The following is a 25,935-nucleotide window of genomic DNA, read 5'->3' on the forward strand; positions in this document are numbered from 1 at the left end:
CTGTGAGTTATCTGGGCACCGGACTTTCGGACATTAAATACCGTATTCCTGCCTTACCCTATCAAGGTACCTTAAACACCGGACAACCAAGTAGTTCGACAATGATTAGTGGAAGAGTGGCAGCTTTTTATATACAGTTTTCTGCACCGTCACGACTGCATCAAATTGTATTTCCAGTTTCCGGTCCATGGAATGGTGGAGTAGATTTTAAGTTTGCACCGGTAAATGATTATTATAGCGATGCAATAACGGCCTCTCCTTCTTTAGAGCACATTGTAGATGCATCAGGTTTAATTTCAGGCGATAATGTGATTGTAGTCGACCAAGTCATTCCGGCAGGTGATTATTTACTTGTATGCAGGCCTCGTGGTGGAATAGGCCATATATTATCTCTCTCCGCACGTGAAAATCATCCATTTTGGCTATATTCCCAGAATTCAGCCGCATATGATGGTATGACATTTTCACAACGCTTGGTGGAAGGTACTTCAGCGCCTTTTCGCGGATTACCGTTTTTCTGGATGATTTTTCAGTAAAGGATTGTTCTGCAAACAAGATGTAGTGCAATTAAGTATTATATTTTCACCTCAGATAGTCGAGAGATAGATGCATCCAGTTGCCTGCGTGCCGGCCAGTCCAGTGTGCGGTCGCACAGCCAGGTGTAGACGCTGTTTTGCCGCGCGCGCGCGTCCGCCAACAGGTCGGGGGCCAGTTTATGCGTCAGTTTCAAGGTAAAGGTTTTGCCGCTATCCACCGTCTGCCGATCCGCCGCCGTCACCGGTGCAACCAGTTTCGGGTCATAGGGGGTCAAATAATGCGGATGCATAGCCGGAAATTTCGGCGTTTTGTTCCAGATCGTGCGGAAGGCCGGATCGTTACCATGGCACACTGCAAACTGGCGGTGGAACCAGTGATATTCATCCGCCGTGTCACGGCCCTGCCAGTAGGCCGCCACCTGTCGGCGCAGGGCCCGCACCATGTAGGAACCAGGCCGAACAGCCAGGAACCAGCTTGCAATCAGGCGGTCAATACTCGGACGGTTGAAGGCAAAAAAGCCCTCGCGAACGCCGATGTCGATCCAGTCATCGAGCGGACGGGTGCAGTAGACGGTGGCGTCGGCCCAGGCCCCGCCGAACCGTTCCAGCAGTTCCATGCGCACCACATTGCTCAGGCCGGTCAGGCTGATGTTGTGCCGCTTGGCGAAGGCGACGGTGTCGGGTGCGTATTTGTTCAACCCCTTGGCCGACAGCAGTTTGATCTGCCAGCCGGGATTGTGATGCACCCAGGTGGCGGCGCAGGCATGCGCGATCTCCGGCGCCTTGTCCCAGCCCTGGAACCACAGCATCCAGATGGTTTTGGGCAAAGGTTGCAACGGCTGCGCCGGCGCGGGGCGATCCGGGGCGACAGATGGTGTCAATGTGTCCGTCATGCCGCGGCTCCGGAAAGTCGGGCGATGGAGGCATCCAGTTGCCTGCGTGCCGGCCAGTCCAGTGTGCGGTCGCACAGCCAAGTGTAGACAGTCTCGCCCAGGCTGCGGGCATGGAGTATGATTTCTGGGTCAAGTTTATGGCTTAGCTTCAGGACAAAAGAAGCGCCTTGTTCCATCGCTTTGCGATCGATCAACTCTACTGGCTTAAAAAGCTTCTCGGCGTGAGGGACATAATAGTGTGGAACAGTCGCGGAGAATTTGTGGCACTTGTCCCAAATCTGCTTAAAGTCAGCATCAGCCTCATACAGAACGGCGAACTGGCGGTGAAACCAGTGATATTCATCCGCCGTGTCACGGCCGCGCCAGTAGTTGGCGACCTGCCGGCGCAGGGCGCGCGCCATGTAGGACCCCGGCCGGGCGGCGAGGAACCAGCTTGCAATCATGCGGGTCGGGCCAGGGCGGTCAAAGGCGAAAAAGCCTTCGCGCGTGCCGATGTCGATCCAGTCATCGAGCGGACGGGTGCAGTAGACGGTGGCGTCGGCCCAGACACCGCCGAACCGGTCCAGCAGTTCCATACGGACCACATTGCTCAGGCCGGTCAGGCCGATGTCATGCCGCTTGGCGAAGGCGACGGTGTCGGGCGCGTATTTGTTCAGCCCCTTGGCCGACAGCAGTTTGATCTGCCAGCCGGGATTGTGATGCACCCAGGTGGCGGCGCAGGCATGCGCGATCTCGGGCGCCCGGTCCCAGCCCTGGAACCACAGCATCCAGATGGTTTTGGGCAGGGGCTTCAGGTCCTGCCCGCTTTGCGGGGCGATGGGGGGCTGGACGGTCATGGGCTACTGCTACTCCGGGAATGGCGCGCCGTAAAGGTCGCGCCGTAAAGATCGCGCCGGGGATCATAGGGCGGCGGGCGCGCAGGCTCAACCGCGACGATCATCCATCCTTTTTCGTGTCCGTCAGGAACCAAAATCATGCCCTATGAAACCAATCCGGACGGCACCCAGACATGGGTGCCGGAAGGCGGCCGTATCGACAGCGCGGCGGCGCGGATCGGGGGAATAGCGACGCCGGCAGGGGCAACGCCCAACACCCGGTGGGTCATGCGCGCCTTCAGCCCTGAGTGGGGCGATGTCCTCACGGACCGCCACCATGCTCGGACCGGACGCCCATGGCGTTATCGGTGACGGCCCCCGCTGCTTTGTCCGGCAAGGGCGTCATCAGTCCCGAAAGAGGGGGGCGACCGCAAGGCTGTCGCCCGCTTTTTCAAACCGTGGCCTCGACAGGCTTGATTCCCGCGTATTCGTCTGCGTGCGCGTCTTCGGCAGCCGTAAGGTCGTACCAGTTTTGCAGGTTCATCCAGAACTCAGGCGTCATCTTGAAGTAGGCCGCGAGCCGCTTCGCGGTGTCAGCGGTTATGTCCCGGCGTCCGCGCACGATCTCGGAGATACGGTTCGGCGGGACGCTTATGTTTCTGGCCAGCGCGTTGGCGCTAAGCTTGTATGGTTCCATGAATTCCTCTTTGAGGATTTCACCTGGATGGATGTGAATGCGGGTCATGTCACGTCCTTCTCGTTGTGGGGTCTCAGTGATAGTCGACAATCTCCACGTCATGGGCATTGTCATCGCGCCATATGAAACAGATACGGTATCTGTCATTCACACGGATGCTGTGTTGCCCGGCCCTGTCGCCTTTGAGCGCCTCCAGCCGGTTGCCGGGCGGTACAAGCAGATCGTTCAAGTGCGGGGCCGCGTGAAGCATCGCGAGCTTCTTGATGCCTTGTCGCGCGATGGCCGAGAATCTACGGGATTTCCGCTTCTCGAAGAGGTCCGCGGTATCACGGCATTTGAACGACTTGATCATGAGCTCAATTTAATACGCATCACGTACTAAATCAAGTCTTGATACGCATCCCGTACTAAAATTTGGCACCTCGCCAAACTACCAGAGTTTCACACCAAGGCGGTTCTTCGGAGCCGCCTTTTTTCGTGTCCATCAGGAAGTCAGACCATGCCCTATGAAACCAACCCCGACGGCACTCAAACGTGGGTGCCGGAAGACGACCGTGTCGACAGCGAGGTGGCGCGGATCACGGCGGGAAACACGCCGCTGATGCGCCAGGCGCGCGCCGGCGCGCGGGCGCGGGCGCACCGGCGGGGGCTGATGTCCACGTCGCTGGCCGCCGGCGCCGGCGAGCAGGCGGTGATCAGCACCGCCCTGCCCATGGCGCAGCAGAACGCCCAGCAGACGGCGCGGAAAAACCTGTCGCGCCAGCAATACGGCCAGGATCTGGGCATCGTGCGCGAACAGGGCACCCAACAGCGCCTGTCCACCGACAATGAGTTCGCCCGACGCGGCGAGCTGTCCGCCCAGGAATACGGCCAGCAGGGCCGCCTGATCGACCGGGACTATGACCGGCGCGGCCAACTGTCGGCGCAGGAATTTGACCAGCAGGGCCGGCTGATCGACCGGGATTACGGCCACCGCCGCGACCTGTCGGCACAGGACTACCGCCAGCAGGGCAGCCTGATGGACCGGGATTTCGCCGGGCGCGCGGGCCTGTTGAACACCGAATATGACCGGCGCGGCCGATTGTCGGCGCAGGAAGCGCGCCAGCAGTCCGACCTGCAACGCCAACGCAACCGGTTCGAGGCCGACCAGCGCTCGCGCGACCGCCACATCCAGGCCAAGACCGCACGGCTCGACCGCGCCTCGCGCGAGCGGGTCAATGCCCTGAACGTGACGACGCAGGAACGCGAGCGCGCCGCCACCCTGGCGACCCAGGCCAACGCCACCTACAACCAGGCGCTGGCCAACATCGCCGCCAACCCGGACCTGCCCTCCGCCGCGCGGCGGCGCATGCAGCAGGAAGCGCTGGACGTCTACCGCAACAACATGACCATGCTGGAAAAGCTGTATAACCGCCGGCTGAACTGGGAAGCATGATGACCGGCCCCGGCTGCACCGTTCGCCCGGCCCGCTTCACCGACCTGCCGGCGCTGAACGCCCTGTTCCGCGACATGTTCGCGCGCAGCCGCTACAGCGCCACCACCACCCTGTGCGACCGCACGGTCAAGGCCGTGCTGATCAACGCGGTGCGCGACCATGGCCGAGGCCGCTGCCTGTTCGTCGCCGAACCGGACGGGAGGAGCAAGGACGGGGGCAAGAACAACGGCAGGGATACGGGGGACGCTGGGGATACGGGGGACGCTGGGGATACGGGGGACGCTGGGGATACGGGGAACGCCGGGAAACCGGGCGGCCCCTATGGCTTCATCATCGGCGCGTGCCAGCCGGTGTACGGCGTGTGCAGGGCGCGCGAGGCCTCGGACGAATTTTTCTATGTGGCGGACAGGGCCCACCCGCTGGCGGCCCCGCGCCTGCTGGCGGCGTTCGACGCCTGGGCCCGCCGGGCGCCGGGGGTGACGGCGATCCGCCTCGGCATCACCGGCGCGGTGTCGGACTGGCGCCGGGTGCAAAAACTGTATGTGCGCCGGGGCTACCGGCAGGACGGGGTTTTCATGATCAAGGAGATTGAGCCATGAGCGGCGTTTTCAAGTCCGTCGGCAAGGTGTTTAAAAAAGTGACCCGCGTGGTGAAAAAGGTGGCGCCCATCGCGCTGGCCGTCGGGGCCGTGCTGTTTACCGGCGGCGCGGCGCTGGGCGTGGCCGGCATGGCCGGCGGCTGGGGCGGTGCCGTCGCCGGCCTGACCGGCAGTCTGGGCCTGTCGGGCACATTGGGCGGCATCGTCACCGGGGCCCTGACCTATGCCGGATACGGCGCGGTGGCGGGCGGCGCGGCCGCGGCCGTCGGCGGCGGCGACATCCTGGACGGGCTGAAACGGGGGGCCGCCATCGGCGGCGTCACCGGCGGCGTTCTCGGCGCCGTCAATCCCGCCGGCTTCGCCCCCGCAACACCGGGGCCCACAACACCGGGGCCCACCGCATCGGCACCGGGCACGACGGGACCGGGCGCTGGCACCGCAGGCACGGCAAGTGCCGGCACCGCGAGCGGCGGCGCCCCCCTGTCAGGCGCGGGCGCGGGCGCGGGGACAGCCGGCGCGGGTTCCGGTACCGGCACCGCGTCCGGCAGCGGCAGTTTTCTGTCCGGCCTGTTTTCCCGGGGCGGCTGGCTGCACCGCAACAGAAACCTTGTTGGCGGGCTGATCCAGGGCATCGGCACCGGCCTGGCGGCCGAGGCCCAGGCCGACGCCCTGCGCGAGCGTGACGAACAGCGGCGGCAGAATTATCTGACCGGTTTCGACGGCATTTACATGCCGGGGCCCCAAAGGCAAATGACACAACAGGATCAAACGGCAGATCAGAGAGCGCCCCACGCCCCCGGCGGCAGTGCCTTTGCCCCAAACCCGATGGACCCAGGCCCGATGGACAACACCCCGATGGGCACGGCACCGGTGAGCGGAGCCCTGATCGGCGCGGACCTGGCGGGCGGAAGGCCCCAGCCGGGCCGGCAGGGCCTGGCGCCGCGCCACAGCGCGTATCGGACCGCGCCGGCACCCGCTGACGCCCCCCCGTCGCCCGCGTCCCATGGCGCCGCCCCTCACGGCAACGCGGGGCAAGGGGTCTGGGTCACCGACCCGGCCACCGGCCGACCGGTGTGGCAGCGCGCCGCCGCCGGCCCGCAGCCGCTGTTTCTGTAACCCCTGTATCCGCCCCCTCATCCCGAACGGGCCCGTGACCCCGGCACTCTCCGTGACAGGGGGCCGCCGGCCATGGTCAAGCCCCAAAAGCCACACCCCGAAAGTCACGTCCCAAAAACTGGACCCGCATCATGACCAGCCACACACCCGCGCCCCAATCCGACGCACAATCCGGCGCCCAATCCGATCCCCAACCCGATTTCCTGCCCCGCGACGGCGACGTATCAACACCCGAAACAGGGGGCCCCGACCAGGCGCCAAACGTCACCGCCGCCGAACAGGCGCAATATGACCGGTTCATGGAACTGGCGCACCAGCTTGTCTATGCGCCGGACACCTTCCCCGCCCTGCTGGACCGGGTGCGCGCATCCCGCGACCCGGTGGAAGGCCCGGCCAGCGTCATCACCGCCACGGTGGCGCGACTGGGCGCCAGCGCCGAAAGCCAGGGCATCGCCCTCGGCGATGACGTGATGTTCCACGGCGCCGCCGACCTGACCGCCGATTTCCTCGAGGTGCTGGAGGCCCACGGCCTCGGCCCCTATGACAGCCGGGCGGTGGACGGCGTTTTCTACCGCGCGCTGGACATGTACCGCCAGCAGGAACAGGAAGACGGCCGTCTGGACATGGCCGCCATCGGCGCCGACTGGGACCGGCTGATCGCCGCCGACCGCGCCGGCCGGACCATGCCCTTCCTGAACGCCCTAACCCGGACCGACCCAACCCAGGGCGACCCAAATCTGGGCGCGGTGGGCGTGGGAGAGATGGAACAGGGTGCAGCAGCAGAAACAGGGCCGATACAGTCCCCATCAATACGAACAGGCGCGCGGTCAGGTCACGTATCGCCCCGCCGGGGCCTGATGTCCGGCACGGCGCTTTCAAAACCATAGGATGATCCGAGACACGCTTTAAGGCTTCCACCACCATTGAATTGTGCCATACAGTCAAATCCATGACTTTCCTATTTGACGAAGAAAGCGCCGATTGATCAAGAAAACGCAGGCGTTCTCGATGCGCGTTGACATTTATGGCAACACCCGACATATTGGAAAAACAGGATCGATTGGTACGGTTTGAACCATCAAGGCAGATCGGCAGGCTGGATCACAGACAGCTTTACCTGTTGCCCGCTTTGAGAGACGACCTGAATGACCGCATCATACCACATCCCAAATTCAAACGGTCCGCTCTCAGCCCGGCAGAGCAAGTTTCTGAAACATTTGATCGTTTCTGCGCGGGTGAAAAGATGACTGGCGCCATGGCGCGGCTGATACCGACCGCAAAAGGTGTCTGGGAACTGAAGCTCCCGGACATCAGAATTTTCGGATGGTTTTGGCGGAAGGGGGTCTTTGTTGCCGCTTATGCTGAATGGGCCAATGACGTAAAAGGCAGGGATCGTTCAAAAGGCTATAACGCCTATATCAGCAAAACAGCGCGAACTATCCGCTCCCTGCCCCTTGATGAACCGAAATATCAGACGGGAGACATTCGGTATGTCCTTTAAAATCAATATCCCGGGAAACAGACGCGCAGCCGCACGCCTGCTGGCCGATGCCCATGAAGAACTGGCGGAAGCGATAAAACACCGTGAGCGTGTGGGCGAAACACGTGCATCGATTTCCCGCCGCCTTGGCAAAAATCGCTCATGGCTCAGTCGTCTGTTGAACGGCCGTTCCAATATGACCATCCAGACCTTGGCGGAAGTGGCCTGGGCACTGGATCACCATGTCACACTTGCCATGACACCGAACGAAAACATCTCGGATAATTTTTCCGAGACAGGTGAAGGCGCAGCCGGTTTTCATAAGATCGACAGCGATAAGCTAACTATAAAATCAACAAAAAGCCCCTCTGTCGAAGCAAGAATAAAAAACAATCATGACACTTGGACAGCATCGGCATGACGGACGAAATCTATGGATTGGTCCATTTGGCCGATGACGTCAGATATGAGTATAATAACAAGCAAACAATTGTTGGACTTTACTCGGATTATCTGGTCGCTAATTCCTTTCCCAGTATTATCGAAAAACTGGCTATAGGAATCAATCTTGTCTGGTTTGGCAACCGCCCTGACGTCTTCGATATCCACATCTCAACCCCTGAAAAAAAACAGGATGTGGAAATGAGCCTTGACTTCAGCGATGAGGACCTGACAGTCCCGGAAGGCAATAAACAATCATCCTTTATTTTTTGGATGTACGGGAAAAATATCGAGATACCCGAAGCCGGATCACAGATCGAAGTTACAGTCACCTGCGATAAAAAAACAATCACGCGAAGAATTTTTACAGTTATCGAACCTTCTGAAGAATAACCGTAAAGCATTCGACAGAAACCAATATGAGGGCGGCTCCCCGGGGCCGCCCTTTACTTTTGGCATTGACAGACAAGGACACTCCTATGGCACGCATGGGTTTACTGATGGGCGATGCCCTGACCGGGATGGGCGCGGCCCTGCGACAGGGCGGCACCTGGCGCGCCGAGCGCCTGCGCGAGGCCGGCATCATCCCCATAAGCGCCGATCTGGACACGGGCCTCGCACAGGGCCTCGCACAGGGCGCGCCCCTGGACCCGCTGGCGGACGCGCCGGACGGCGGTGTATGGCCGCCCGATGTCCCCTTGCCCATCGCCAGCCATTTTCCCATGGTCCCACCCCAGGCGGCGGACATGCCCCAACGGGTGGACACGCCCCTGCCCGTCGGGCCCGTCCCGGACTTTGACGCCTCTTCGCTCCCTGACGGTGCGGGCCGGTGGCCCGGGACAGTCCCAGGCGCAATCCCAGGCGCCTTTCCCGGCACCGGGCCCGACATCGCCCTGGCCAGAGCGTATGGCCGGACGACCGGCGGCGCCCCTGTCCGCTCCGGCGCCGGGGACGAGGCCGGGGACGATAACAACCTGTTGTCGCGGATGACACAGGCCGGCGCGGACACCGCATCGGCCCTTGGCGGTTTTCTCGCCGACGCCGGGCGGGACATCGCCGACACATCGCTTGAGGCCGGCCTGCGCAGCGTCGGCGAAACGGCGCTGGACACCGCCGGGTCCGGCCTGTCCGGCCTGCATGCGCTGGCCGAAAGCGGCGCCATCCCGATCACCGGCCCCCTGTTGCGATATCTGGCCCGCGACAACGACCTTCTGGACAGGATGGGCGAGGCGCTGAAACGGGGGGCGGACCGGATCGCCCCGGCGCCGGAGGAACGCACCTTCATCACCGAAATGGTCGCCGACCTGACCCAACTGGGCATCATGGCGGGGCTCAGCGCCCTGAACCCGGCCGTGGGCATCGCCGCGATCGCCGGCATCGGCGCGGACAGCATGGCGGAGCGTGCCGATGCGCTGGGCATTGACGACGCCCGGCGCGATCAGGCCGTTCTGTTGTCCGCCGTCCTGACGGCGGCGCTGGGAAAAACCGGGCTCAGCGCCGTGGTCGGGCGGCTGCCGCGTCCCGTGCAAAACCGCTTTCTCGGCCTGATGGCCGAGATCGGCATCGCCGGCGGCGGCGCGGCGATCGACGACGTCACCGAACAGGTGGGGCGGAACGCCATCGCCCGGCAGGTGCTGGACGACCCGACCGGCCTGCTGGACGGCGCGGGCGAGAGCGCCGCCACCGCCGCCACGACCGAGGCCATGCTGCGCACCCTGCTGATCACCGCCCTGCCCGGCAAATATCGCGGCACGGCGGTGGAACGCACCCTCACCGGCGAAGCCCCGGACACCGGCACGGGGACGGCCCCCCTGATGGACAATGAGACGACCCCCCCGATGGATACGGGGGCGGACAATGGGACCGGCAAGGAGACAGCGACAGGCCGACAGGACAGCGGGCCGGACAGCCGCGTCCCAGGCCCCAATCCAGGCATCAACACCGACACCGACATCGACACTGTTACTGGCACCGGTACCGGCCCCAAACCCTATACCGGCACTACCCCCGAGACGGCCGCGACGACCCTTGGTGGCTTTCTCGCCGGCATCGGGCGGGACATCGCCGACACATCGCCGGAAGCGACCCTGCGGGACCTCGGCGCAGGGGCGCTGCATGCCGCCGGACAGGGCGCGTCCGGCCTGCAAAAACTGCTGGAAAGCGATCAGCCCGCCTTACCCCCGCCCTACCAGCCCTACCGGCGTCTCGCCCAATACTGGGCGCTTCGCCATGGGCTATTGGGCGAGGCCGGGCAGGACCTGAAACAGGCGGCGGCCCGGATCGCCCCGGCGCCGGAAGACCGCACCATCGTCACCAAAACAGCCCATTCGCTGGGCGCCATGGCCCTGATGGTAGCCATGGGCAAGCTGAGCGCCATTGGCGGCGGCATCCTGATGATGGGCATGGGGGCGGACGATATGGCCGACCGTGCCGAGGCGCTGGACATTGACGACGCCCGGCGCGACCAGGCCATGTTTTTGGCCGCAACCGTAACCCTGGCATTGGAAAAGGCCGGGCTGGCCGCCGTGGTCGAGCGGCTGCCCCGTCCGGTGAAACGGCGTTTTGTCGGCCTGATCACGGATATCGTCATCGCCGCCGGCGGCGAGGCCGCCAGCGAAGTCACCGAACAGGTGGCGCGGAACGCCATCGCCCGGCAGGTGCTGGACGACCCGGCCGGCCTGCTGGACGGCGCGGGCGAGAGCGCCGCTACCGCCGCCACGACCGAGGCCATGCTGCGCACCCTGCTGATCGCCGCCCTGCCCGGCAAATATCGCGGCACGGCGGTGGAACGCACCCTCACCGGCGAAACCCCGGACACGGGCACGACGGACACGGGCACGACGGACACGGGCGGGCGCCCCTTACCGGACACTGGCGCAGGCAATGGGGCAGGCAATAGAGCGGGCAATGGGGCGGCGACAGGCCAACGGGACAGCGGACCTGACGGCGGGGGCGGCACTGACGGACGGGCGCCGACCGCTGACGGAGGGAACCTGCCTCACAAAGGCAGCGCCCCGTCTGCCGGCCGGCACGATCCATCCTTAGCGCGCGGCGACGGCGCGATCAACCGGGACCCGCGCGCCGATGCAGGCAACGCCGACGCGGCCGCGACGCTTAAGGCAACCGCCGACGCGGCAGCACCGGACGGCGATGCCACCGTGCGGCGAGCGCTGCTGCGCACGGCGCTGGCGCAGCGGCTGGGCGCCATCGGCCTCAGCGACAAGGTGCATCTGCGCGTGGTCGATCGGGTCACCGCCCTGACCGAAACCGGCGCGGTGGAGGTGGACGGCCGCATCCTGCTGACCTGGGAAGAAGCAAAACCGATGATGGGCGCAGCCCTGCGGACGGGCACTGGCGCCCGGAACACTGGCGCCCGGAACACTGGCGCCCGGAACACTGACGCCCGGAACACTGACGCCCGGAACACTGGCGCCCAATCCACGGCCCCCGAAAACACCACGCCTGAGAATAGTTTCGTGGACGCGCAGGGCAGAAAACCGATCCTCCAGATGGATGTGGCCCTGACGGCGCGGGATCCGCAGGCGACGCTGAATTACGAGGCCGTTCATGCCATGCGCCTGCTGGGCCTGTTCGAGGATGACGAGTGGCGGGCCCTGACACGCAGCGCGCTGGGCAACCGGGCGCTGATGCGGCGTGTCGACCGCGCCTATGGCGACCTGCCGGCGGACCGGCGGGCGGAGGAAGCGGTGGCGGAACTGTATGCGGACTATGTGCGCGGCAGCGGTCCGCGACCCGACGGTCTGCTGCAACGGCTGTTGGAACGCATCCGCCAGGCCCTGCAGGCCATCGGCGACGCCCTGCGCAGCCAGGACATCCATGCCGCCGAACAGGTGATGGCGGCAATGGACAGCGGCGCGGTCGGCGCCCGCACGCCCCGCCCCGGCGGCGGGCCCGGCAGCGACGGACGGGTGATGCCGCTGACACCGGGCCGCCCCGCCGTCATCCTGACGGGCCGGGAACTGGGGCCCGTGGCCAGCCTGCCGGCCATGCGGGCACGGGTAGAGCGCTTCTACCGGAACGAATTGCAGGGCCAGTGGGTACCGATGCACAAGCATGGGCTGAATGTGACCTTTACGCGGCTTGGCCTAGGAAAAACATTATCCAACACGGCACAGTCGTTGACCCTGCAAATGCTGCCGGCACTGGAGGATATCATCGGTACGGCGCGGATCACGGAGAGCGTACCCGTAACCGGCAGTAAAGCACGAAGTTTTTCAAAAGCGCACTTCGCCGAGAACGTGGTGGCGGTGGATGGACGTACCTATCGCGTGGGTGTCACCCTGTTCGAAAGGCATGACGGGCAAGTGTTTTATAATCTGAATGCAGACCTGTCCGACAGACTGAAGGATGCGGACCTGCGCCTGCACCGACTGCATGGCTTTACAGGCGCCACCACCTTTAGCGACGACATCAATATGATTATCGTTGGGGAGGTCACAGAAAAATGAGAGTTGGCCCAATATCCGATCGACGGTCCCAGATTCTTTATCCGGGTGTGGACCAGACACTGAACCAACGAGTAAAATATTAGTCTTTCACGACATACGTGTCAAGGGTAAATTCGTACTCAAGCAAAAGGCGACTGTGTGATCAGCGGACACGCAGAAAATTCCCCAACCCCTTGCCCATTAACGATAATCAAACAATATCCGCATAGGGGCATAGGCCCCGGCAGCATGCATACGCTGATCATGGGCACACCGCCCGTGCCGGGCACAGACCAAAATACCGGCCCCTATAACCGTTCGGCCCGGTGGGCATGGGCCGGCCCCGGACAACAGGGCCTAGACCAGATCGTCCAGATCCACGGCCAGCGCCCCGGCCAGTGCCTTCAGCGCGGCGACGGAGGTCCGGCCGCCCTTTTCCGCCCGGGCAACGGCCGGCTGTTTCAGGCCGGCTTTCGCGGCAAGGGCCGCCTGGGTCAGGCCGCGATGCCGGCGAAAGACACGCACCGGATTCTCGCCGCCGACAAGGGCGGTGACAACGGACAGAGGCCAGGTTTCCTCGCCCGCATCCATGCGGGCCAGCGCCGCCTCGGCGGCGGACTTCAGGGACGGCATCATTATGATCATTCTGGGAAAATCGCGGGAGAACAGAATTGATCCGACACCCAACCGACACACCCGGATTTCAAGTCCGGGGATCGGCCAGGTGCCGGACCAACGATCAAAATATTAGACCTGCACGGCATGCGTGTCAAGGACAAGTTTTTGCTCAAACAGAAGATGAAGTCACGGTCGGTAGACATGCAGGTAAATCTCTAAACCCTTGCCCATAAAGTTACAATCAAACAACACTCACATATGGACACAGGCGCCGTCAGGATACTGGCGCCAACCATAAGCACGCCGCCCGCGCCGGGCACAGACCAAAATACCGGACAGTTTACAGAACCGGCCCCAGTCACGGACCGGGCACCGCACCGGATTGACCGGGCCGGGCCGCCGCCGTCAGCCTGACGGCGGCACGACACGCACCACCCCATCAGCAGGAGAGCCATGTGCCACACACCACCCCCCAGGGCCCGCCCCGGGACAGTCAGATCCGGGAGGGCATATCCCATTTTTTCGCGCGGCTGGCGCCGGCCATTCTGGGGGCGCTGGTGTCGCTGACCATTTTCTGGTGGGGCGTGGCGACCGAACTGACCGACCGCGTCGCCGCCCTGAACGCCCGCGTCCATGTGCTGGAGGCGGAAAACCGCATGTTCGGCGAGGATATCCGCGAGATCAAATCCCTGCTGCGCGACATCGACCGCAAACTGGACGACAAGGCAGACAAATGACCCAGACAGACACACCCCACACCCCTGAAACAGGAACAGCCCCTGAAACAGGGACAGCCCCCAAAACGGAACCCGAAACAGTCCCGGAAACAGAGCCCGAAACAGGCCCCGGCCGGCAACCGGCCCCACCCGGCGCACCGCACGGCACACCATCCGGCGCGTCATCCGCCCCGCCGGCACACGACCCCTTTCGCCACACGCGGCGGCTGACCTGGGCGGTCGCGCTGGCCGTCACCGGGGTGATGCTGGCAAGCCTGGCACTGCTGGGCGCGGCGGCCGCGCCGGTTTTGGCGGTGGGCATTCCGTCGCTGGCCGGGCTGGTCGCCACCTGGGCCGGCATCACCAACCGCTGGGGGCGCGGCGATGCCCCTTAAACCCGCGAGCGCCCGGCACAGGCACAAGCCCAAAGACAGGCACAAACCCAATCACGGGCACAACGACAGCGCCGCCCCCGGCCGTCTGGACACAGGCGGCCGTTTTTTGTCCGTCCGACAGGCGCGCGGGAACCGCACAGCCACCGTCCGGGTCGAGACAGGCCCGGTGCCCGGCCGGCCGCGACGGCGACAGCGGAACCGGCCCCCAACCCATCAGACCGACCACCAGACCCAGATACATCAGAATCCGGCACGAGGCATTCCCATGAGACTGAGCGAACATTTCACCCTGGGCGAGCTGACGCGCTCGGCCACGGCGGACCGGCACGGCCTGACCAATCACCCGGTCGAGGAGGCGCATCTGATCAATCTGCGGGCCCTGTGCACGCGGGTTCTGCAACCCCTCAGGGATCATGTCGGCCGGCCCGTCACCGTCACCAGCGGCTACAGGTCGCCGTCGGTCAACGCGCTGGTGGGCGGCGTGGCCGACAGCCAGCACACCATGGGACAGGCGGCCGACATTGTCTGCCGCGACGTCGCCGCGCTGGACCTCGCCCATATCCTGAGCGCCATCGCCCTGCCGGTGGACCAGCTGATTTACGAGGTGCGCCAGCAGGCCGGCGGCCGCCGCACGCGCTGGCTGCATGTCTCCCACAGCCGGCACGGCAACCGGGGCGACGTCATGACGGCCTTCAAGCGCCCCGGCCACCGGACGGTGACGGGCCAAGGGCTCTATGAGCCGGAGGCGAATATGTGAGACGGGCTTGCCGGAAGCCCACGCCGGCTTTTCCCACCGGTGGCGCAGGATACAGAAAGAACGCGTCTGTTGGTGTCGGTGGCAACTGTGAGGTGTGTCTCAATAGTAAAATCAGTCAGGACGGCGCGGTCCATATCATCCGGGGTACCAGCCTGTCATTTTCATCAAACGTGCAATAGAGAAGTCCAGACGAAAAATATTTCCTTAACAACTGACAGTTTCTGCTCTCGGACTGGTTTCCCAGATAAAGGATGCCTCCGATTGGTTTCTCTTTGGCGCTCATGGACGTCTTGGTGATCACATAACTAAATCGGAAGGCCTTATGTCCGAACGCGTCATGAAAGGCTGTTATCTCAAGAAAGAGATTTCACCGGGATATATCCTGACAACACTCACAGTAGCCATTGCTGGTTTCTGGTGGACAAACTCTTTAGAAACCCATTTTGCCGTCCTTAGATTCCGGAAACACGGTTTTTTCGGAAGATTATAAATAAAATCAACGATTTGTTAGGAGAGGTCGACCGCAAACCAGATAGTAACGCGGACAAGAACCAGCCACTGATTGTATGTCATTCAATTTTAATCAACTTTTAGTAAAAACAACTGATCTAAATCTCATTTCGGAGGGCTTGGAAATGCGTGATCTTAAAGTTTACATCGTTTACCCTGTAATCGTATTTGTGATTGGCGGTATGCTTGTCACATACCTGAGCGGTATCACTTATGATGATATTCAACGGGTCGTATTCGGTGGTTTTTCCAGTGTTAGAATTAAAGCGGAACCATATGGTGGTGAACTTAACCCTACAAATGCAATTCACTGCAATACAAACGAACGTTTGATTGGCTGTCAGGCAATTCACTACCCCACAGGTCGACCTTGCAATACCGAGATTGCTGATGTTGGTGGCGTTCAGAGCTGCCGACCCGCTATGGTATGCATGGCAGCTAATAATATTGAGGATTACATGGAAACCACTTTTGAATCCAAATGGTCACTTATCATACACTGCGCGCAGTGATGACCGCCTACAAGCGCCCCGGCCACAAGAGGATTACAGGCAAAGGGCTCTATGAGGCGGGGGTGACATAGGATTTCGGAGAGCCGGCCCCGGCTTTCCGGGCGGGGCCCCTGCGGCATGGTGCCATTGCCGGCACAGGTTAGGCCACCGCCTCCAGCGTCGGGATTTCGGACACGTCCACGTCGCGTTTGGCATGCCACAAATCATGCGCCGCCTGCATGTTCAGCCAGATGTCGGCCCCGTTGCCGCAAAACTTGCCGATGCGCACGGCCATGGCCGGGGTCACGGGCTGCTTTTCGGCAAGAATATCGTAAAGGGTCTGGCGCGAGATACCCAGAGCGCGCGCCGCATCGGTCTTGGTAATGCCAAGGGCGGGCAACACGTCTTCGCGCAGGATCGCACCCGGATGGGTCGGGCATGTGTCGGGATTTCTGGTCAGCATCAGTGATAATCCTCCAGATTTACGTCCACCGCGTCACCGTCATCGAAGGCGAAGGTCAGGCGCCAGTTGCCGGAAACACGGACACTGTAGCGGCCGGCCATGCGTCCGTGCAGGGCATGGAAATACCAGCCCGGGATATTCATGGCGTCCGGTGTTTTCGCGGCATCAAGGGCGGACAGCATACGCTCCAGCCTGGGAAGAAAGCGGGCGTCCAATCCCCTGGTCCGGCCGGACTGCCAGTACCGGCTTAGGCCCTTGTGCCTGATGGTCCTGATCACAGCCGTAAGGTAATGCCTTACAATCAGCCTGTCAACCGGCGCCTTACAGACGCGCGGCGGAAACAGCCACGGCCCGCATGCGATTGCAGCCCGGGCCGCGCGCCAGCGGAAGACGGCTGCCACCCACCATCCTCACCCCCCGCCCACACACAGGAGAGACAACATGATCGGACGTCCGGACGACCTGATCGGCGGCCTGTTCGGCATTGTCGGCAAGGCCGTCGTCGACAAGGACGAGGAGATAAGGCGTGGCACCCCTTATTCGGTTCTATTGTGGCCCGGCATGAAATGCTCTCGCAACACGGCATTCAGCCGGGTTTGCCACCCCCTCGGGTTGTCGCCCCTGATGGCGGCCAGGACATCCTTGTCAATGCGTATGGTGACCTGTTCTTTCGTCGCACCGGCGGGCCGGCCCCGGCGCTTCGGCACGGCGACGCCCAGTTCGCCCAGCGCATCGGCGGCGGGCCGCAAGGTCTTCACTTCGGCATCGGTCAGCGGCGCCGTAGCGTCGTCGATCATGTAAGGATCGGGTTTCCTAGAGGCCATATCGTTTCGCTTCCTTCCCGTGCATGCGACGGACGCTGATGATGCGCAGACGGCCGGCGCGCGGCGTAAAAGCAACACAAAAATACGCGCCGTCCACCATACCGAAAGCGCGGAACCGCCGTTCGCCATAATCCTGCCGGGTGTCTTCGGCGATGACGGCGGTTTCCCAATCGAATTCATGAACGATATCGAACGAGAAGCCGCGCCTGCCTGAACATTCCAGGCTCTTGGTTTCATCCCACTCGAACATCGTTACGCATCTTGTCTCAATAAAAATGTAACTACAAAAATTACTGACGTCAAGAATAACTGGCGTCAAGAATAACTGACGTTACTCGACTCGTCAGAACAGCACGCGCAGATAGAAGTCACGAGAAAGCAGCTCATCCATTTGGGCGGTTGTCCCCCCGGATTTACGCCCACCGCGTCACCATAATCAAAGGCGAAGGTCAGGCATCAAAGGCGAAAGTTAGGCACCAGTTGCCGGGCACACGGAGGCTGTCGCGGTCCGCCAGAACCGGCTTAAGCGCCTGTGCCCGGCGGCACCGAGTACACTTTTAAGGCAACACCTTACAATCAGTCTGTCAACCGGCGCCTTACAGACACGCGGTAAGAACAGCCGCTGCCCGCAGACAATTGACGCCAAGGCCGCACGCCAGCGCAAGACGGCTACCACCCCCCATCCTCACCACCCCACAGGAGAGACAACATGATCGGACTTCTGGACGACCTGATCGGCGGCCTGTTCGGCATTGTCGGCAAGGCCGTCGTCGACAAGGACAAGGTGCGCCAGGCGGAACATGACATCCGCAAGCTGGTCATGTCGTCGCATCTGGCGCAGATCGCCGTCAACCGGCAGGAAGCCGCGCATGCCTCCCTGCTGGTGGCGGGCTGGCGCCCGTTCATCGGCTGGGTGTGCGGCTTTTCGCTGCTGTATAAATTTATCCTCTACCCGTTTCTACAGTTCGCCCTGGTGGTCTTCACACCCGACTTCCCGGTCGACCAGCTGCCCCGCATCGAGGCCGGCGAGATGACCGCCATCCTCATGGGCATGCTGGGCCTTGGCGGCATGCGGACCTATGAGAAACTGAAGGGGGTGAGCCGGGAGCGCTAGAGACGAGGAAAACCGGGGCATTGCCTTAAATGCCCAACACGCCCGGTGCGAGACAGCCGCCCGGACGGAGGGGCCGGTTTTATTCGGTTTCATAGCCGATATCGGGAAACAGTCCCGGCATGAAACGCGGCGCCAGCCTTGCCGGGAAGGCAAGTGTCAGGGGCGCGCGCGTGCTTGCGGCGGTGAGAACACCGGATTTCAGAAGCGCGGCCGTCAGCCGCCGTGCCGTGCGATCCGTGGCACCCAGAATATCCCGCACCTCTCCGCGTGCCAGCGTGCCGCGATACAGGATGGCATCCAGCACCAACAGGGATCTTGGCGGCAGGGTTTTGGCCCGGATTTCTTCTTCAGCCCATGCCGCGATACGATCGCGCAGGCGTTTCGGCTCAACCAGCCTTTCCATGAAATTGACCTGATCGATGCAGGTTTCCAAAAAAAATCCGGTAAAAGCGGCAAGCTCTTCCTCGCTGAGCGTGCCGCGTCCGTCCAGATCATTACGGCGCGGTTGGTCGCAGGCCGCCAGATACGCCTTATAGGTCGCCGTATTACGCGCCAGACCCCGTGCAACGGACCAGATACCGCCGGTATCCACCGTACCTTTCAGCATGGCATGGGATAACAGGCGGGCAACGCGGCCATTGCCGTCCGCGAAAGGATGGATCCACAACAGGCGGTGATGGGCGGCCGCGGTCGCCATAATCACGGCCGATTTGCCAAGAGGCGCATAAGCCTCTTCAAAACGGCGCAGGAAACGCCGGACGGCACCGGGGCTGATCGGAATATGCCGCCCGACCTGAACATCCGTGGTTCTGAACGCACCGGGGACAGGCTGTTCACGCCCGCCGGTTTCAGGATGCTCAACCCACAAAAGGTCATCGGGCAAAAGCGCGCAAAAGCGCCTGTGAAGCTCGCAAATGCCCTCTGCGCTGCATAAGGATGCGGGACTGTCCAGTCCATCGATCCACTTTTGCACCTGGATATGGGCTTTGGCCTCAAGCTGCAGGCTGCGCTTTTCGGCATTCGTACTGTAGTCACCGGCCAGGGCGCGTTCAATATCAACGGGGTGGGTGTCATGCCCTTCGATCAGATTGCTGTAATAGCAGTTCATCGACCGCACCAGACCGGCCAGCGCATCGCCGATTCCGTCAGGCAGGCTCCGCCTCAGACCGGTGGAGCGCGCGGCCAGTTCCAGGGCCAGATCGGCCAGGGGGCCATAATGGCGCGCGCCCTCCGATACACGCATCGGCTCCATCAGGCCCACGGTTTCACCCCGATCGATCAAAATTGCAGATCGCGCCCCTGCCTTGTCCGCTTTTATGTCCGGTGTTTTCTTACTCATAAGTAAATAATATCATGTATTTATAGAATATATAGGAAAATATTGTCCTTAATAATGTCCGGTTTTATGTCCGTTTCACCATACACCGCATCGAACCTATATCTCCGGTGTGTGGGGGGGGGGGGGCGTGCCGAGACCAGAGCGGCATGCGAGCCCATGAGAAAGCGAAGGGGGTGAAGCCGACAGCGCCAGACACGGTCAAAAGCGCGGGCATTGCCTTATTTGAGGCCGCCACCACCCTACAGGCGGCACAACAGGGGATCGTCCCTTTTTCCTGCGGCGTGACAGGCCGGCTTTACACTCCGGCTGCGGCCCTGCCCGCTGTGACGGACCATGCCCGAAATCGTGTACACACGCGTCAGACCCACGCCCGGCACCGGCGACGTCCAATCGAATTGCCTATACCCCCTTGTAACCATGGATATAGGCGGTGGTTCCCGCGCTCACCTTCATATTGTCCGCGTCGTTTCCACCGCCCTATAAGGAAGGCCCCGGCGGGAACGCCGCCACGGTGAAACCGCCGGCATGCGTTAAAGACCCCGGAGCCTATCGGCGGGGCGGGCATGGCCGGCCCACAGCGAGGAGAGTATCGATGGAACAGACCGCACCCGGAACAGGGAACACGGCTGTCAGGCGCGGGTCCCGCACCGGCAGGGCGCGCACCGGCATCGCCGCGTCCCTGGCGGCGGCGACAGTGCTGGCGGCGTGCCAGGCGGGCGGCGACCCGCAAACCGTGCTGGAGGCGGAAAATCTGAAAAAAGCGGTCCATTGCATGGAATTGCTGGAAAAGCATCACGACCTGGAGACGGCGGGCCGGGAGTGTTTCACCGACACCTATATCCAGCACACGCCGTGGCTGCCCGACGGGAAAGAGGCGGTGCTGGAGGCGTTCGCCAGACGACTGGAACGGAATCCGGAAAAAACCATCGACATCAAGCGCACGGCGGCCGACGGCGACCTGGTGTGGATCCATCTGCATTCCAAACGGTCGGCGGACGATGTGCTGGGCAATGCGGTCATCAATATTTTCCGCATGGAAAACGGCCGCTTCGCCGAACACTGGAATGTGGTGCAGCGGGTGCCGGAAGACTCCGCCAACGACAACACGATGTTTTAGAAAAAGGGGGGCTAGCGAAGATTTTCCGGCCGCCGGAGCGCCGCGCTGACCTGTACCGGCATCCGGTTATGGCGACACCGGCCGGCTTCCGTTTTCGGCCTATACGGCCGCAAGGGGCCTGATGGCGCTGTAGTCTTTCGCGTGCGCGTCTTCGGCAACGGATATGTCATACCGCTGCTGAAGGTTCATCCAGAATTGCGGCGTGGTTTTGAAGACCTTGCCAAGCCGGAACGCCAGATCCGTCGTGATCTGGCGCTTTTCGGCTGTAATGGCGTTGATGGTTGTATGGGACACCCCGATATGTTCCGCCAACCGGCGGGCGCTGATATCAAGCGGCCCCATGAACTCCTCGCGGAGAATTTCACCGGGGTGTGTTCTGATACGCATGACGTCCTCCTAGTGATAATCAACAGTCTCAACATCATGAGCGTTCTTGTCGCGCCACACAAAGCAAAGGCGGAACTGCTTGTTGACGCGGATGCCATGCTGCCCGGCCCGGTCGCCTTTCAGCTTCTCAAGATGATTGCTGGGCGGCGACTTAAGGTCTTCGAGCGCATGAGCGCCATCGAGCATATCCAGCTTGCGGGCGCCTGCTTTTTTAAGTGACGAAAAGCGGCGGGATGTTCCAGTCCTGAAAAGCCGTTCTGTCTCATCGCACTTAAAGCTCTTGATCATGTTGGAACAATGGAACGAGGTACGTTCCATACCAAGAGGCACCCATGCGCCGCCAGGACAAAACATCCCGTGACATCAACATCTGTGAAAGAGAGCAAACAACGGATTCCATAATTTCCAAAGCGCACCACCAAAGGGTGACCAAATACGGGATTGTCCTGATGTTCTTATTTTGTTCTCATCGCGGTCATCAATGATTCAAAATCGGGAACGGCAGAGAATGGCTTATGAATTACACTTGAAGGACTATGAGGACGGCTACAGATTCGAGGGGCGCTGCCGCTGCGGGCACGAACGCCGCTACAGCTGGGCAGACTTGCGGGGGCTGCCGGGGGTGCATGACCGGTCCTACATCGCGGCGGATGTGCAGCCGCGCATCAGATGCACCGCCTGCGGCAACCATACTGTGCGTCTGCGGGTGATCCGCGATCAGGGCGGGCGGCACCACTGGGTCGGCGGCATGCCGTAGCCCCGGTGCGGACGGCGCACAGGATGACGGCCCCGGCCTGTGAACACGGGTGGACAGACGCTTGTGGGCAGACGTTTATGGGCAGACGTTTATGGGCAGACGTTTATGGGCAGGGGCACCATGGACACGTCCGCGCGATCCGCTAGACTGGCCGCCGTCAGGCCGGTGATGTGCCGGTCTGTGACACGGCGCGCAAGGGGGGACAAGGGTCATGTTCGGCAAGGCGATACCGCTGTTCAGAGTGCTCGGTTTTTCGGTCAGCATGGATATCAGCTGGCTGTTCATCGCCCTGTTCATCACCTGGTCGCTGGCCGGCGGCCTGTTTCCCGCCTATTTCCCCGGCCTGACGGCGGCCACCTATTGGTGGATGGGGATCGCCGGGGCGTTCGGCCTGTTTTTCTCGCTGGTCCTGCACGAGCTGTCCCATTCGGTGGTGGCCAGGGCATACGGCCTGCCGATCCGGGGCATCACGCTGTTCCTGTTCGGCGGCGTCGCGGAAATGGAGGACGAACCGCCGACGGCGAAGGCGGAATTTCTCATGGCCCTTGCCGGGCCGGTGGCCAGCGCCGTTCTCAGCCTGGGCTTTTACCTGCTCGGCACTCTGGGCGGTGGCGGGGGCGGGCCGGAGAGCCTTTCAGAGAACGGCACACAGGGCGGCTGGCCGGTGCCGGCGGTGGGCGTGGCGTGGTATCTGGCGTATCTGAACGGATTGCTGGCGGCCTTCAACATCATCCCGGCCTTTCCTCTGGACGGCGGGCGGATGCTGCGCGCGGCCCTGTGGGCGCGCTGGGCGGACCTGCGGCGGGCCACCCGCGCGGCGGCGCGCATCGGCACCGCCTTCAGCTATGTGCTGATCGGCCTCGGGGTGATGAATATCCTGTCGGGCCATGTGGTCGGCGGCCTGTGGTGGTGCCTGATCGGCCTGTTTCTCAAAGGGGCGGCGGGCGCGTCCTATTATCAGGTGATGGTCCGCCGCGCGCTGGAAGGCGAGCCGGTCGCCCGTTTCATGACCCGCGATCCGGTGACGGTGTCGCCCGATATCACCGTGCGCCGGTTTCTGGATGACCATGTCTACCGTCATTATCACGACATGTTTCCGGTGTGCGACAACGGGCGGCTGCTGGGCTGCATCACCACCCGCCATATCCGGGACGTGGCGAAAGACGACTGGGACCGCACCACCGTCGCCGCCCTGTGCGACCCCTGCACGCCCGACAACACGGTGGACGCGGGCGAGGATGCCATGAAGGCGATTGCCCGCATGCAGCGCAGCGGCAACAGCCGGCTCATGGTCACGGACGGCCCCCGGCTGGCCGGGATCATCGTCCTGAAGGACATGCTGGACCTGATGGCCCTGAAAATCGATCTGGAAGCACCCGACTGACCGCCCGGACGCGCGCCCGGCGTCTCTGGTACCTCTCGCATCTGTGGCATCTGTGGGGACCATGTCCCCCGAAGCGCCGGCAACCCGCACCGCCCGAGCGCCACCCGCCCCGCGACCGGCCCCCCATGAGTCCCATGCTCCAATGCAACCCGGCGCAAATCCGCCAGGGACACCTGCCAGAAACACCCGCAAGCGGCGGATTCCACTTGCAAATATTCCGCACCGGCGCGGCAAGACCACGGTCCGCCGGGCATGGGCCCGCAGGCAAGACCCGACAACCGCTCGGATCAGGCCCGGTATGACCCGCGAACCTGAAGACGGCGGCATCCGGCCGGCGTGAAAGCATGGACGCGGCTTCATGCCGACTGTTTGATTACAATTGAAACTTGTTTAACAGATTAAAACTATCAAAAATTGCGCTTGATTTGCAAGAACATTACGCGTAAAGTTTATCGCGGAGCGTGCAATACAGGCCGACCAAGCGCGTGCATCGACTGCGCGTCAATCCACGCTCCGGTTTGTACGGCCACGGACAGGAGTATGTGCCACAATCCCAACCGAAAGAGGCTACCCATGAATGAAATGATCAATGTACAGGAAGATACCTCTGAAGAAACAAGCATTTGGTCCATTGAAGTTGTGGACACGGATGAGGCTGTCGAAGACGGCGAAGAGGTTGCATTCGTTTTGCGCTCGTCCACAAGCTGCACGTCCTGCTAGAATTCCGGACTCAGGGGGATAAAAACCTTTATCCCCCCATATCTAAACTTTTAGATGCAATCTGTCCTATCAACATTTAGATCATAGAGATACCGCCTTGGTTGAAGAAAAGAAAAGCGGTGCCGGCCGGCGCCGCAGGCCGTGACGGTCGGGCCATGACGGTCATGGACAACATCGCCGAGGGCGCGGTCACGGCTGTCATGCTGGCTGATTTCTCCTTCGGTTACACTCCAAACGAGCTGACACTGGATCGACTGACCCTGTCCATCACGGAGGGTGAAACGGTGGCGTTGATCGGATCAAACGGCTCCGGCAAGTCCACGCTGCTGAAATGCATGGGCGGCTTGCTTGAGCGCAGCGGCCGGACCTCCATTCGCGTGAACGGCACAATCGGCTTTCTGCCCCAGGACAATTGGCTCGATCCCTATGCAACCGGGCGTGCGATGCTTCAGTTGCAGGCCCGGCTTGGCGGGACCGTGCTGAACTGGCGGGATTCTGCTTTTGTGGACTGGCTGGAAAATCTTGGCACTGCACCGCTGCTGAACAAGCGTGTCATGACGATGTCGGGCGGGCAGCAACGCCGCCTGGCACTGGCGGCGGCCCTGATATCGCGTCCGGATATCCTGCTGATGGATGAGCCGACCAACGATCTTGACGCCCAGGCACGGACGGAGCTTTGGGCGCATTTGTCGCGATCATCCCCCTGGCGCCCGAAAACAGTGATTTTCATCAGCCATGATTTTGACGAAGTGTCCGCACGGGCGACGCGTGTGCTGGCCTTGAAACAGGGACGCATCGCCGCGGACGGCTCGCCCCAGGCGTTGATCGCCGACGTCGGCGAGATAACCATGATCCTTGAATCGCAAACAGTGGAGACGGACTGGCCGACGCTGCTGGCCGCCCTGCCCGCAGCGCGCACCCTGCGGGTCAACGCATCGCAGTACCGGCTGTTTCTGGACGGCCCGGTGGCCGAAGACCGGCTGTCGGCGGCCTTTCACGCGAGTGCGGCGGCAAGTGTCCAGCTTTCCATACGTCCGGCGGATTTGAGCGACTATTATTTCCTGCGCCTCGATCCCCCGGCGCAGACGAAACGAGACGGGGAGACGGTTTGACATGTCGGCCTTTGCCACCATTTTCAATCGCAACTTCGTCTCCACATGGTCCGCGCCGATATGGATTTTCGTTGCCTTGCTGCAACCTTTTTTCTGGGTTTTCGTGTTCGGGCAGCTTTTCAAGCCCGTGCCCGTTGTCCACCGGGGCCAGGTTTTCGATTATCTGAGCTATTTCGGCCCCGGAATCCTTGCCGCGACAACAGTGTTCGGGGCGTTGTGGGCAGGCATCGGCTTCGGCATGGATCGCAAATCCGGAATGCTGAGCCGGTTCCGCCTGGCCTGCAAGTCGGACGGAACGATCCTGGCCGCCTATGTCCTGCAATCGCTGTCCGGCGTCCTCGCGCAGGCCGGCGTCGTTTTCCTGCTGATCGGGTATTTGGGGGCCGGCCTGAACTGGTCCATGGGCAGCCTGTTTCAGGCTTTCTGCTGCGTCACGTTGCTGGCATTCACCATATCGGCGCTGTCGCACCTGCTGGTCGTCGTCATTCCGGACGAAATGGCACTGATCCATATCAACGGATTTGTCTCGCTGCCGCTTCTGTTTCTGTCCAGCGTCCTGTTTCCCATATCGGACAGTCCCGGCTGGCTGCGAACGCTGGCGCAGGCCAACCCGCTGCATCACGCCGCCGAAATCCTGAGAGTCGTCCTGATCGACGGCTATGACAGCACCCATTTGTCGGCCTATGTGGCGCTGCTGGGGGTGAGCGGGGCGCTGCTGTTCGGGCTCGCGGCATTTCTGTTCAAGCGGCAAAAGATCGCCTGAGAGGGACGG

At 62.2% G+C, this 25,935-nt stretch carries 32 protein-coding genes; 20 read left to right on the top strand and 12 right to left on the bottom strand.

What is annotated here, in order from left to right:
* Positions 1 to 2: 2 nt before the first annotated feature.
* A complete protein-coding gene (locus BXY39_RS19095; protein WP_147453434.1) occupies positions 3 to 536 on the top strand; it encodes a hypothetical protein in 534 nt (177 codons plus the stop codon).
* A gap of 38 nt (positions 537 to 574) precedes the next feature.
* Here the strand turns inward: BXY39_RS19095 and BXY39_RS01995 are convergent, their stop codons facing one another.
* Both BXY39_RS01995 and BXY39_RS02000 read right to left on the bottom strand, forming a co-directional pair.
* Complete coding sequence (locus BXY39_RS01995) at positions 575 to 1,429, bottom strand: capsular polysaccharide synthesis protein (protein WP_121937155.1); 855 nt, start codon at positions 1,427 to 1,429, stop codon at positions 575 to 577.
* A complete protein-coding gene (locus BXY39_RS02000; RefSeq protein WP_121937156.1) occupies positions 1,426 to 2,265 on the bottom strand; it encodes a capsular polysaccharide synthesis protein in 840 nt (279 codons plus the stop codon). Before BXY39_RS02000 ends, BXY39_RS01995 begins: the two co-directional genes overlap by 4 nt.
* A gap of 138 nt (positions 2,266 to 2,403) precedes the next feature.
* On the opposite strand from BXY39_RS02000, the gene BXY39_RS02005 reads away from it, so the two are divergent.
* On the top strand, positions 2,404 to 2,616 hold the full coding sequence (locus BXY39_RS02005) for a hypothetical protein (RefSeq protein ID WP_121937157.1): 213 nt from the start codon (positions 2,404 to 2,406) through the stop codon (positions 2,614 to 2,616).
* A gap of 79 nt (positions 2,617 to 2,695) precedes the next feature.
* Here BXY39_RS02005 and BXY39_RS02010 read toward each other — a convergent pair whose 3' ends face one another.
* Positions 2,696 to 2,989 carry a HigA family addiction module antitoxin gene (locus BXY39_RS02010; RefSeq protein ID WP_121937158.1) on the bottom strand — a complete coding sequence of 98 codons (294 nt, stop codon included), beginning with the start codon at positions 2,987 to 2,989 and terminating at the stop codon, positions 2,696 to 2,698.
* 25 nt (positions 2,990 to 3,014) lie between these two features.
* Positions 3,015 to 3,293 carry a type II toxin-antitoxin system RelE/ParE family toxin gene (locus BXY39_RS02015; protein WP_121937159.1) on the bottom strand — a complete coding sequence of 93 codons (279 nt, stop codon included), beginning with the start codon at positions 3,291 to 3,293 and terminating at the stop codon, positions 3,015 to 3,017.
* 147 nt (positions 3,294 to 3,440) lie between these two features.
* Here BXY39_RS02015 and BXY39_RS02020 point away from each other — a divergent pair, with 147 nt between their 5' ends.
* The 8 genes from BXY39_RS02020 to BXY39_RS19265 all read left to right on the top strand — a co-directional run bounded on the left by BXY39_RS02020 (position 3,441) and on the right by BXY39_RS19265 (position 12,480).
* The gene (locus tag BXY39_RS02020) at positions 3,441 to 4,376 is read left to right on the top strand and encodes a hypothetical protein (protein ID WP_121937160.1); all 936 of its coding nucleotides are present in this window, start codon (positions 3,441 to 3,443) and stop codon (positions 4,374 to 4,376) included.
* Positions 4,373 to 4,975, top strand: coding sequence for a GNAT family N-acetyltransferase (locus BXY39_RS02025; protein ID WP_121937161.1), 603 nt, complete (start codon positions 4,373 to 4,375; stop codon positions 4,973 to 4,975). Before BXY39_RS02020 ends, BXY39_RS02025 begins: the two co-directional genes overlap by 4 nt.
* Complete coding sequence (locus tag BXY39_RS02030; protein ID WP_121937162.1) at positions 4,972 to 6,090, top strand: polyadenylate binding domain-containing protein; 1,119 nt, start codon at positions 4,972 to 4,974, stop codon at positions 6,088 to 6,090. The genes BXY39_RS02025 and BXY39_RS02030 overlap by 4 nt, the downstream gene beginning before the upstream one ends.
* A 131-nt stretch (positions 6,091 to 6,221) precedes the next feature.
* Positions 6,222 to 6,977: a hypothetical protein gene (locus BXY39_RS02035; RefSeq protein WP_121937163.1), complete on the top strand. Its 756-nt coding sequence runs from the start codon at positions 6,222 to 6,224 to the stop codon at positions 6,975 to 6,977.
* Positions 6,978 to 7,114: 137 nt separating this feature from the next.
* Positions 7,115 to 7,591 (top strand): hypothetical protein, encoded by a 477-nt coding sequence (locus tag BXY39_RS02040; protein WP_121937164.1) that lies wholly within the window; start codon positions 7,115 to 7,117, stop codon positions 7,589 to 7,591.
* Positions 7,581 to 7,991 (top strand): helix-turn-helix domain-containing protein, encoded by a 411-nt coding sequence (locus BXY39_RS02045; RefSeq protein WP_121937165.1) that lies wholly within the window; start codon positions 7,581 to 7,583, stop codon positions 7,989 to 7,991. Before BXY39_RS02040 ends, BXY39_RS02045 begins: the two co-directional genes overlap by 11 nt.
* Positions 7,988 to 8,404 (top strand): DUF6941 family protein, encoded by a 417-nt coding sequence (locus BXY39_RS02050; RefSeq protein WP_121937166.1) that lies wholly within the window; start codon positions 7,988 to 7,990, stop codon positions 8,402 to 8,404. The genes BXY39_RS02045 and BXY39_RS02050 overlap by 4 nt, the downstream gene beginning before the upstream one ends.
* Positions 8,405 to 8,490: 86 nt before the next feature.
* Positions 8,491 to 12,480, top strand: coding sequence for an LPD3 domain-containing protein (locus tag BXY39_RS19265; RefSeq protein WP_170163556.1), 3,990 nt, complete (start codon positions 8,491 to 8,493; stop codon positions 12,478 to 12,480).
* A gap of 336 nt (positions 12,481 to 12,816) precedes the next feature.
* Here the strand turns inward: BXY39_RS19265 and BXY39_RS02060 are convergent, their stop codons facing one another.
* Positions 12,817 to 13,095: a helix-turn-helix domain-containing protein gene (locus BXY39_RS02060; RefSeq protein ID WP_170163557.1), complete on the bottom strand. Its 279-nt coding sequence runs from the start codon at positions 13,093 to 13,095 to the stop codon at positions 12,817 to 12,819.
* A gap of 437 nt (positions 13,096 to 13,532) precedes the next feature.
* Here BXY39_RS02060 and BXY39_RS02065 point away from each other — a divergent pair, with 437 nt between their 5' ends.
* The 4 genes from BXY39_RS02065 (at position 13,533) to BXY39_RS19100 (ending at position 15,967) form a co-directional block, all read left to right on the top strand.
* Positions 13,533 to 13,814 carry a hypothetical protein gene (locus tag BXY39_RS02065; protein WP_121937168.1) on the top strand — a complete coding sequence of 94 codons (282 nt, stop codon included), beginning with the start codon at positions 13,533 to 13,535 and terminating at the stop codon, positions 13,812 to 13,814.
* A complete protein-coding gene (locus tag BXY39_RS02070) occupies positions 13,811 to 14,188 on the top strand; it encodes a hypothetical protein (protein WP_121937169.1) in 378 nt (125 codons plus the stop codon). Before BXY39_RS02065 ends, BXY39_RS02070 begins: the two co-directional genes overlap by 4 nt.
* Positions 14,189 to 14,453: 265 nt before the next feature.
* Positions 14,454 to 14,945 carry a D-Ala-D-Ala carboxypeptidase family metallohydrolase gene (locus tag BXY39_RS19270; protein ID WP_170163558.1) on the top strand — a complete coding sequence of 164 codons (492 nt, stop codon included), beginning with the start codon at positions 14,454 to 14,456 and terminating at the stop codon, positions 14,943 to 14,945.
* Positions 14,946 to 15,580: 635 nt separating this feature from the next.
* Complete coding sequence (locus BXY39_RS19100) at positions 15,581 to 15,967, top strand: hypothetical protein (RefSeq protein WP_147453436.1); 387 nt, start codon at positions 15,581 to 15,583, stop codon at positions 15,965 to 15,967.
* Positions 15,968 to 16,106: 139 nt separating this feature from the next.
* On the opposite strand, the gene BXY39_RS02080 is transcribed toward BXY39_RS19100, so the two are convergent.
* The 4 genes from BXY39_RS02080 to BXY39_RS02095 form a co-directional block, all read right to left on the bottom strand.
* The gene (locus tag BXY39_RS02080; protein WP_121937171.1) at positions 16,107 to 16,409 is read right to left on the bottom strand and encodes a HigA family addiction module antitoxin; all 303 of its coding nucleotides are present in this window, start codon (positions 16,407 to 16,409) and stop codon (positions 16,107 to 16,109) included.
* Positions 16,409 to 16,687 carry a type II toxin-antitoxin system RelE/ParE family toxin gene (locus tag BXY39_RS02085; RefSeq protein ID WP_121937694.1) on the bottom strand — a complete coding sequence of 93 codons (279 nt, stop codon included), beginning with the start codon at positions 16,685 to 16,687 and terminating at the stop codon, positions 16,409 to 16,411. Before BXY39_RS02085 ends, BXY39_RS02080 begins: the two co-directional genes overlap by 1 nt.
* 258 nt (positions 16,688 to 16,945) lie before the next feature.
* Positions 16,946 to 17,206: a BrnA antitoxin family protein gene (locus tag BXY39_RS02090; RefSeq protein ID WP_121937172.1), complete on the bottom strand. Its 261-nt coding sequence runs from the start codon at positions 17,204 to 17,206 to the stop codon at positions 16,946 to 16,948.
* 16 nt (positions 17,207 to 17,222) lie between these two features.
* Positions 17,223 to 17,483 carry a BrnT family toxin gene (locus tag BXY39_RS02095; RefSeq protein ID WP_121937173.1) on the bottom strand — a complete coding sequence of 87 codons (261 nt, stop codon included), beginning with the start codon at positions 17,481 to 17,483 and terminating at the stop codon, positions 17,223 to 17,225.
* Positions 17,484 to 17,942: 459 nt separating this feature from the next.
* Here BXY39_RS02095 and BXY39_RS02100 point away from each other — a divergent pair, with 459 nt between their 5' ends.
* Positions 17,943 to 18,347: a 3TM-type holin gene (locus BXY39_RS02100; protein WP_121937174.1), complete on the top strand. Its 405-nt coding sequence runs from the start codon at positions 17,943 to 17,945 to the stop codon at positions 18,345 to 18,347.
* Positions 18,348 to 18,426: 79 nt separating this feature from the next.
* On the opposite strand, the gene BXY39_RS02105 is transcribed toward BXY39_RS02100, so the two are convergent.
* Positions 18,427 to 19,686, bottom strand: coding sequence for a Fic family protein (locus tag BXY39_RS02105; RefSeq protein ID WP_211332036.1), 1,260 nt, complete (start codon positions 19,684 to 19,686; stop codon positions 18,427 to 18,429).
* Positions 19,687 to 20,278: 592 nt separating this feature from the next.
* On the opposite strand from BXY39_RS02105, the gene BXY39_RS02110 reads away from it, so the two are divergent.
* Complete coding sequence (locus BXY39_RS02110) at positions 20,279 to 20,803, top strand: nuclear transport factor 2 family protein (protein WP_121937175.1); 525 nt, start codon at positions 20,279 to 20,281, stop codon at positions 20,801 to 20,803.
* Positions 20,804 to 20,902: 99 nt separating this feature from the next.
* Here BXY39_RS02110 and BXY39_RS02115 read toward each other — a convergent pair whose 3' ends face one another.
* Together BXY39_RS02115 and BXY39_RS02120 are read right to left on the bottom strand one after the other, a co-directional pair.
* On the bottom strand, positions 20,903 to 21,190 hold the full coding sequence (locus tag BXY39_RS02115; protein WP_121937176.1) for a HigA family addiction module antitoxin: 288 nt from the start codon (positions 21,188 to 21,190) through the stop codon (positions 20,903 to 20,905).
* 9 nt (positions 21,191 to 21,199) lie between these two features.
* A complete protein-coding gene (locus tag BXY39_RS02120) occupies positions 21,200 to 21,508 on the bottom strand; it encodes a type II toxin-antitoxin system RelE/ParE family toxin (protein WP_281269991.1) in 309 nt (102 codons plus the stop codon).
* Between the two features lie 190 nt (positions 21,509 to 21,698).
* Here BXY39_RS02120 and BXY39_RS02125 point away from each other — a divergent pair, with 190 nt between their 5' ends.
* The 4 genes from BXY39_RS02125 (at position 21,699) to BXY39_RS02140 (ending at position 25,926) form a co-directional block, all read left to right on the top strand.
* Positions 21,699 to 21,947 (top strand): hypothetical protein, encoded by a 249-nt coding sequence (locus BXY39_RS02125; RefSeq protein ID WP_121937178.1) that lies wholly within the window; start codon positions 21,699 to 21,701, stop codon positions 21,945 to 21,947.
* Between the two features lie 211 nt (positions 21,948 to 22,158).
* Positions 22,159 to 23,331, top strand: a complete 1,173-nt coding sequence (locus tag BXY39_RS02130) for a site-2 protease family protein (RefSeq protein ID WP_121937179.1) — start codon at positions 22,159 to 22,161, stop codon at positions 23,329 to 23,331.
* 821 nt (positions 23,332 to 24,152) lie between these two features.
* Positions 24,153 to 25,163 (top strand): ABC transporter ATP-binding protein, encoded by a 1,011-nt coding sequence (locus BXY39_RS02135; RefSeq protein WP_147453437.1) that lies wholly within the window; start codon positions 24,153 to 24,155, stop codon positions 25,161 to 25,163.
* 1 nt (position 25,164) lies between these two features.
* The gene (locus tag BXY39_RS02140) at positions 25,165 to 25,926 is read left to right on the top strand and encodes an ABC transporter permease (protein ID WP_121937181.1); all 762 of its coding nucleotides are present in this window, start codon (positions 25,165 to 25,167) and stop codon (positions 25,924 to 25,926) included.
* Positions 25,927 to 25,935: the final 9 nt, after the last annotated feature.

This window comes from Eilatimonas milleporae, from assembly GCF_003688555.1.
Lineage (GTDB): Bacteria > Pseudomonadota > Alphaproteobacteria > Sphingomonadales > Kordiimonadaceae > Eilatimonas > Eilatimonas milleporae.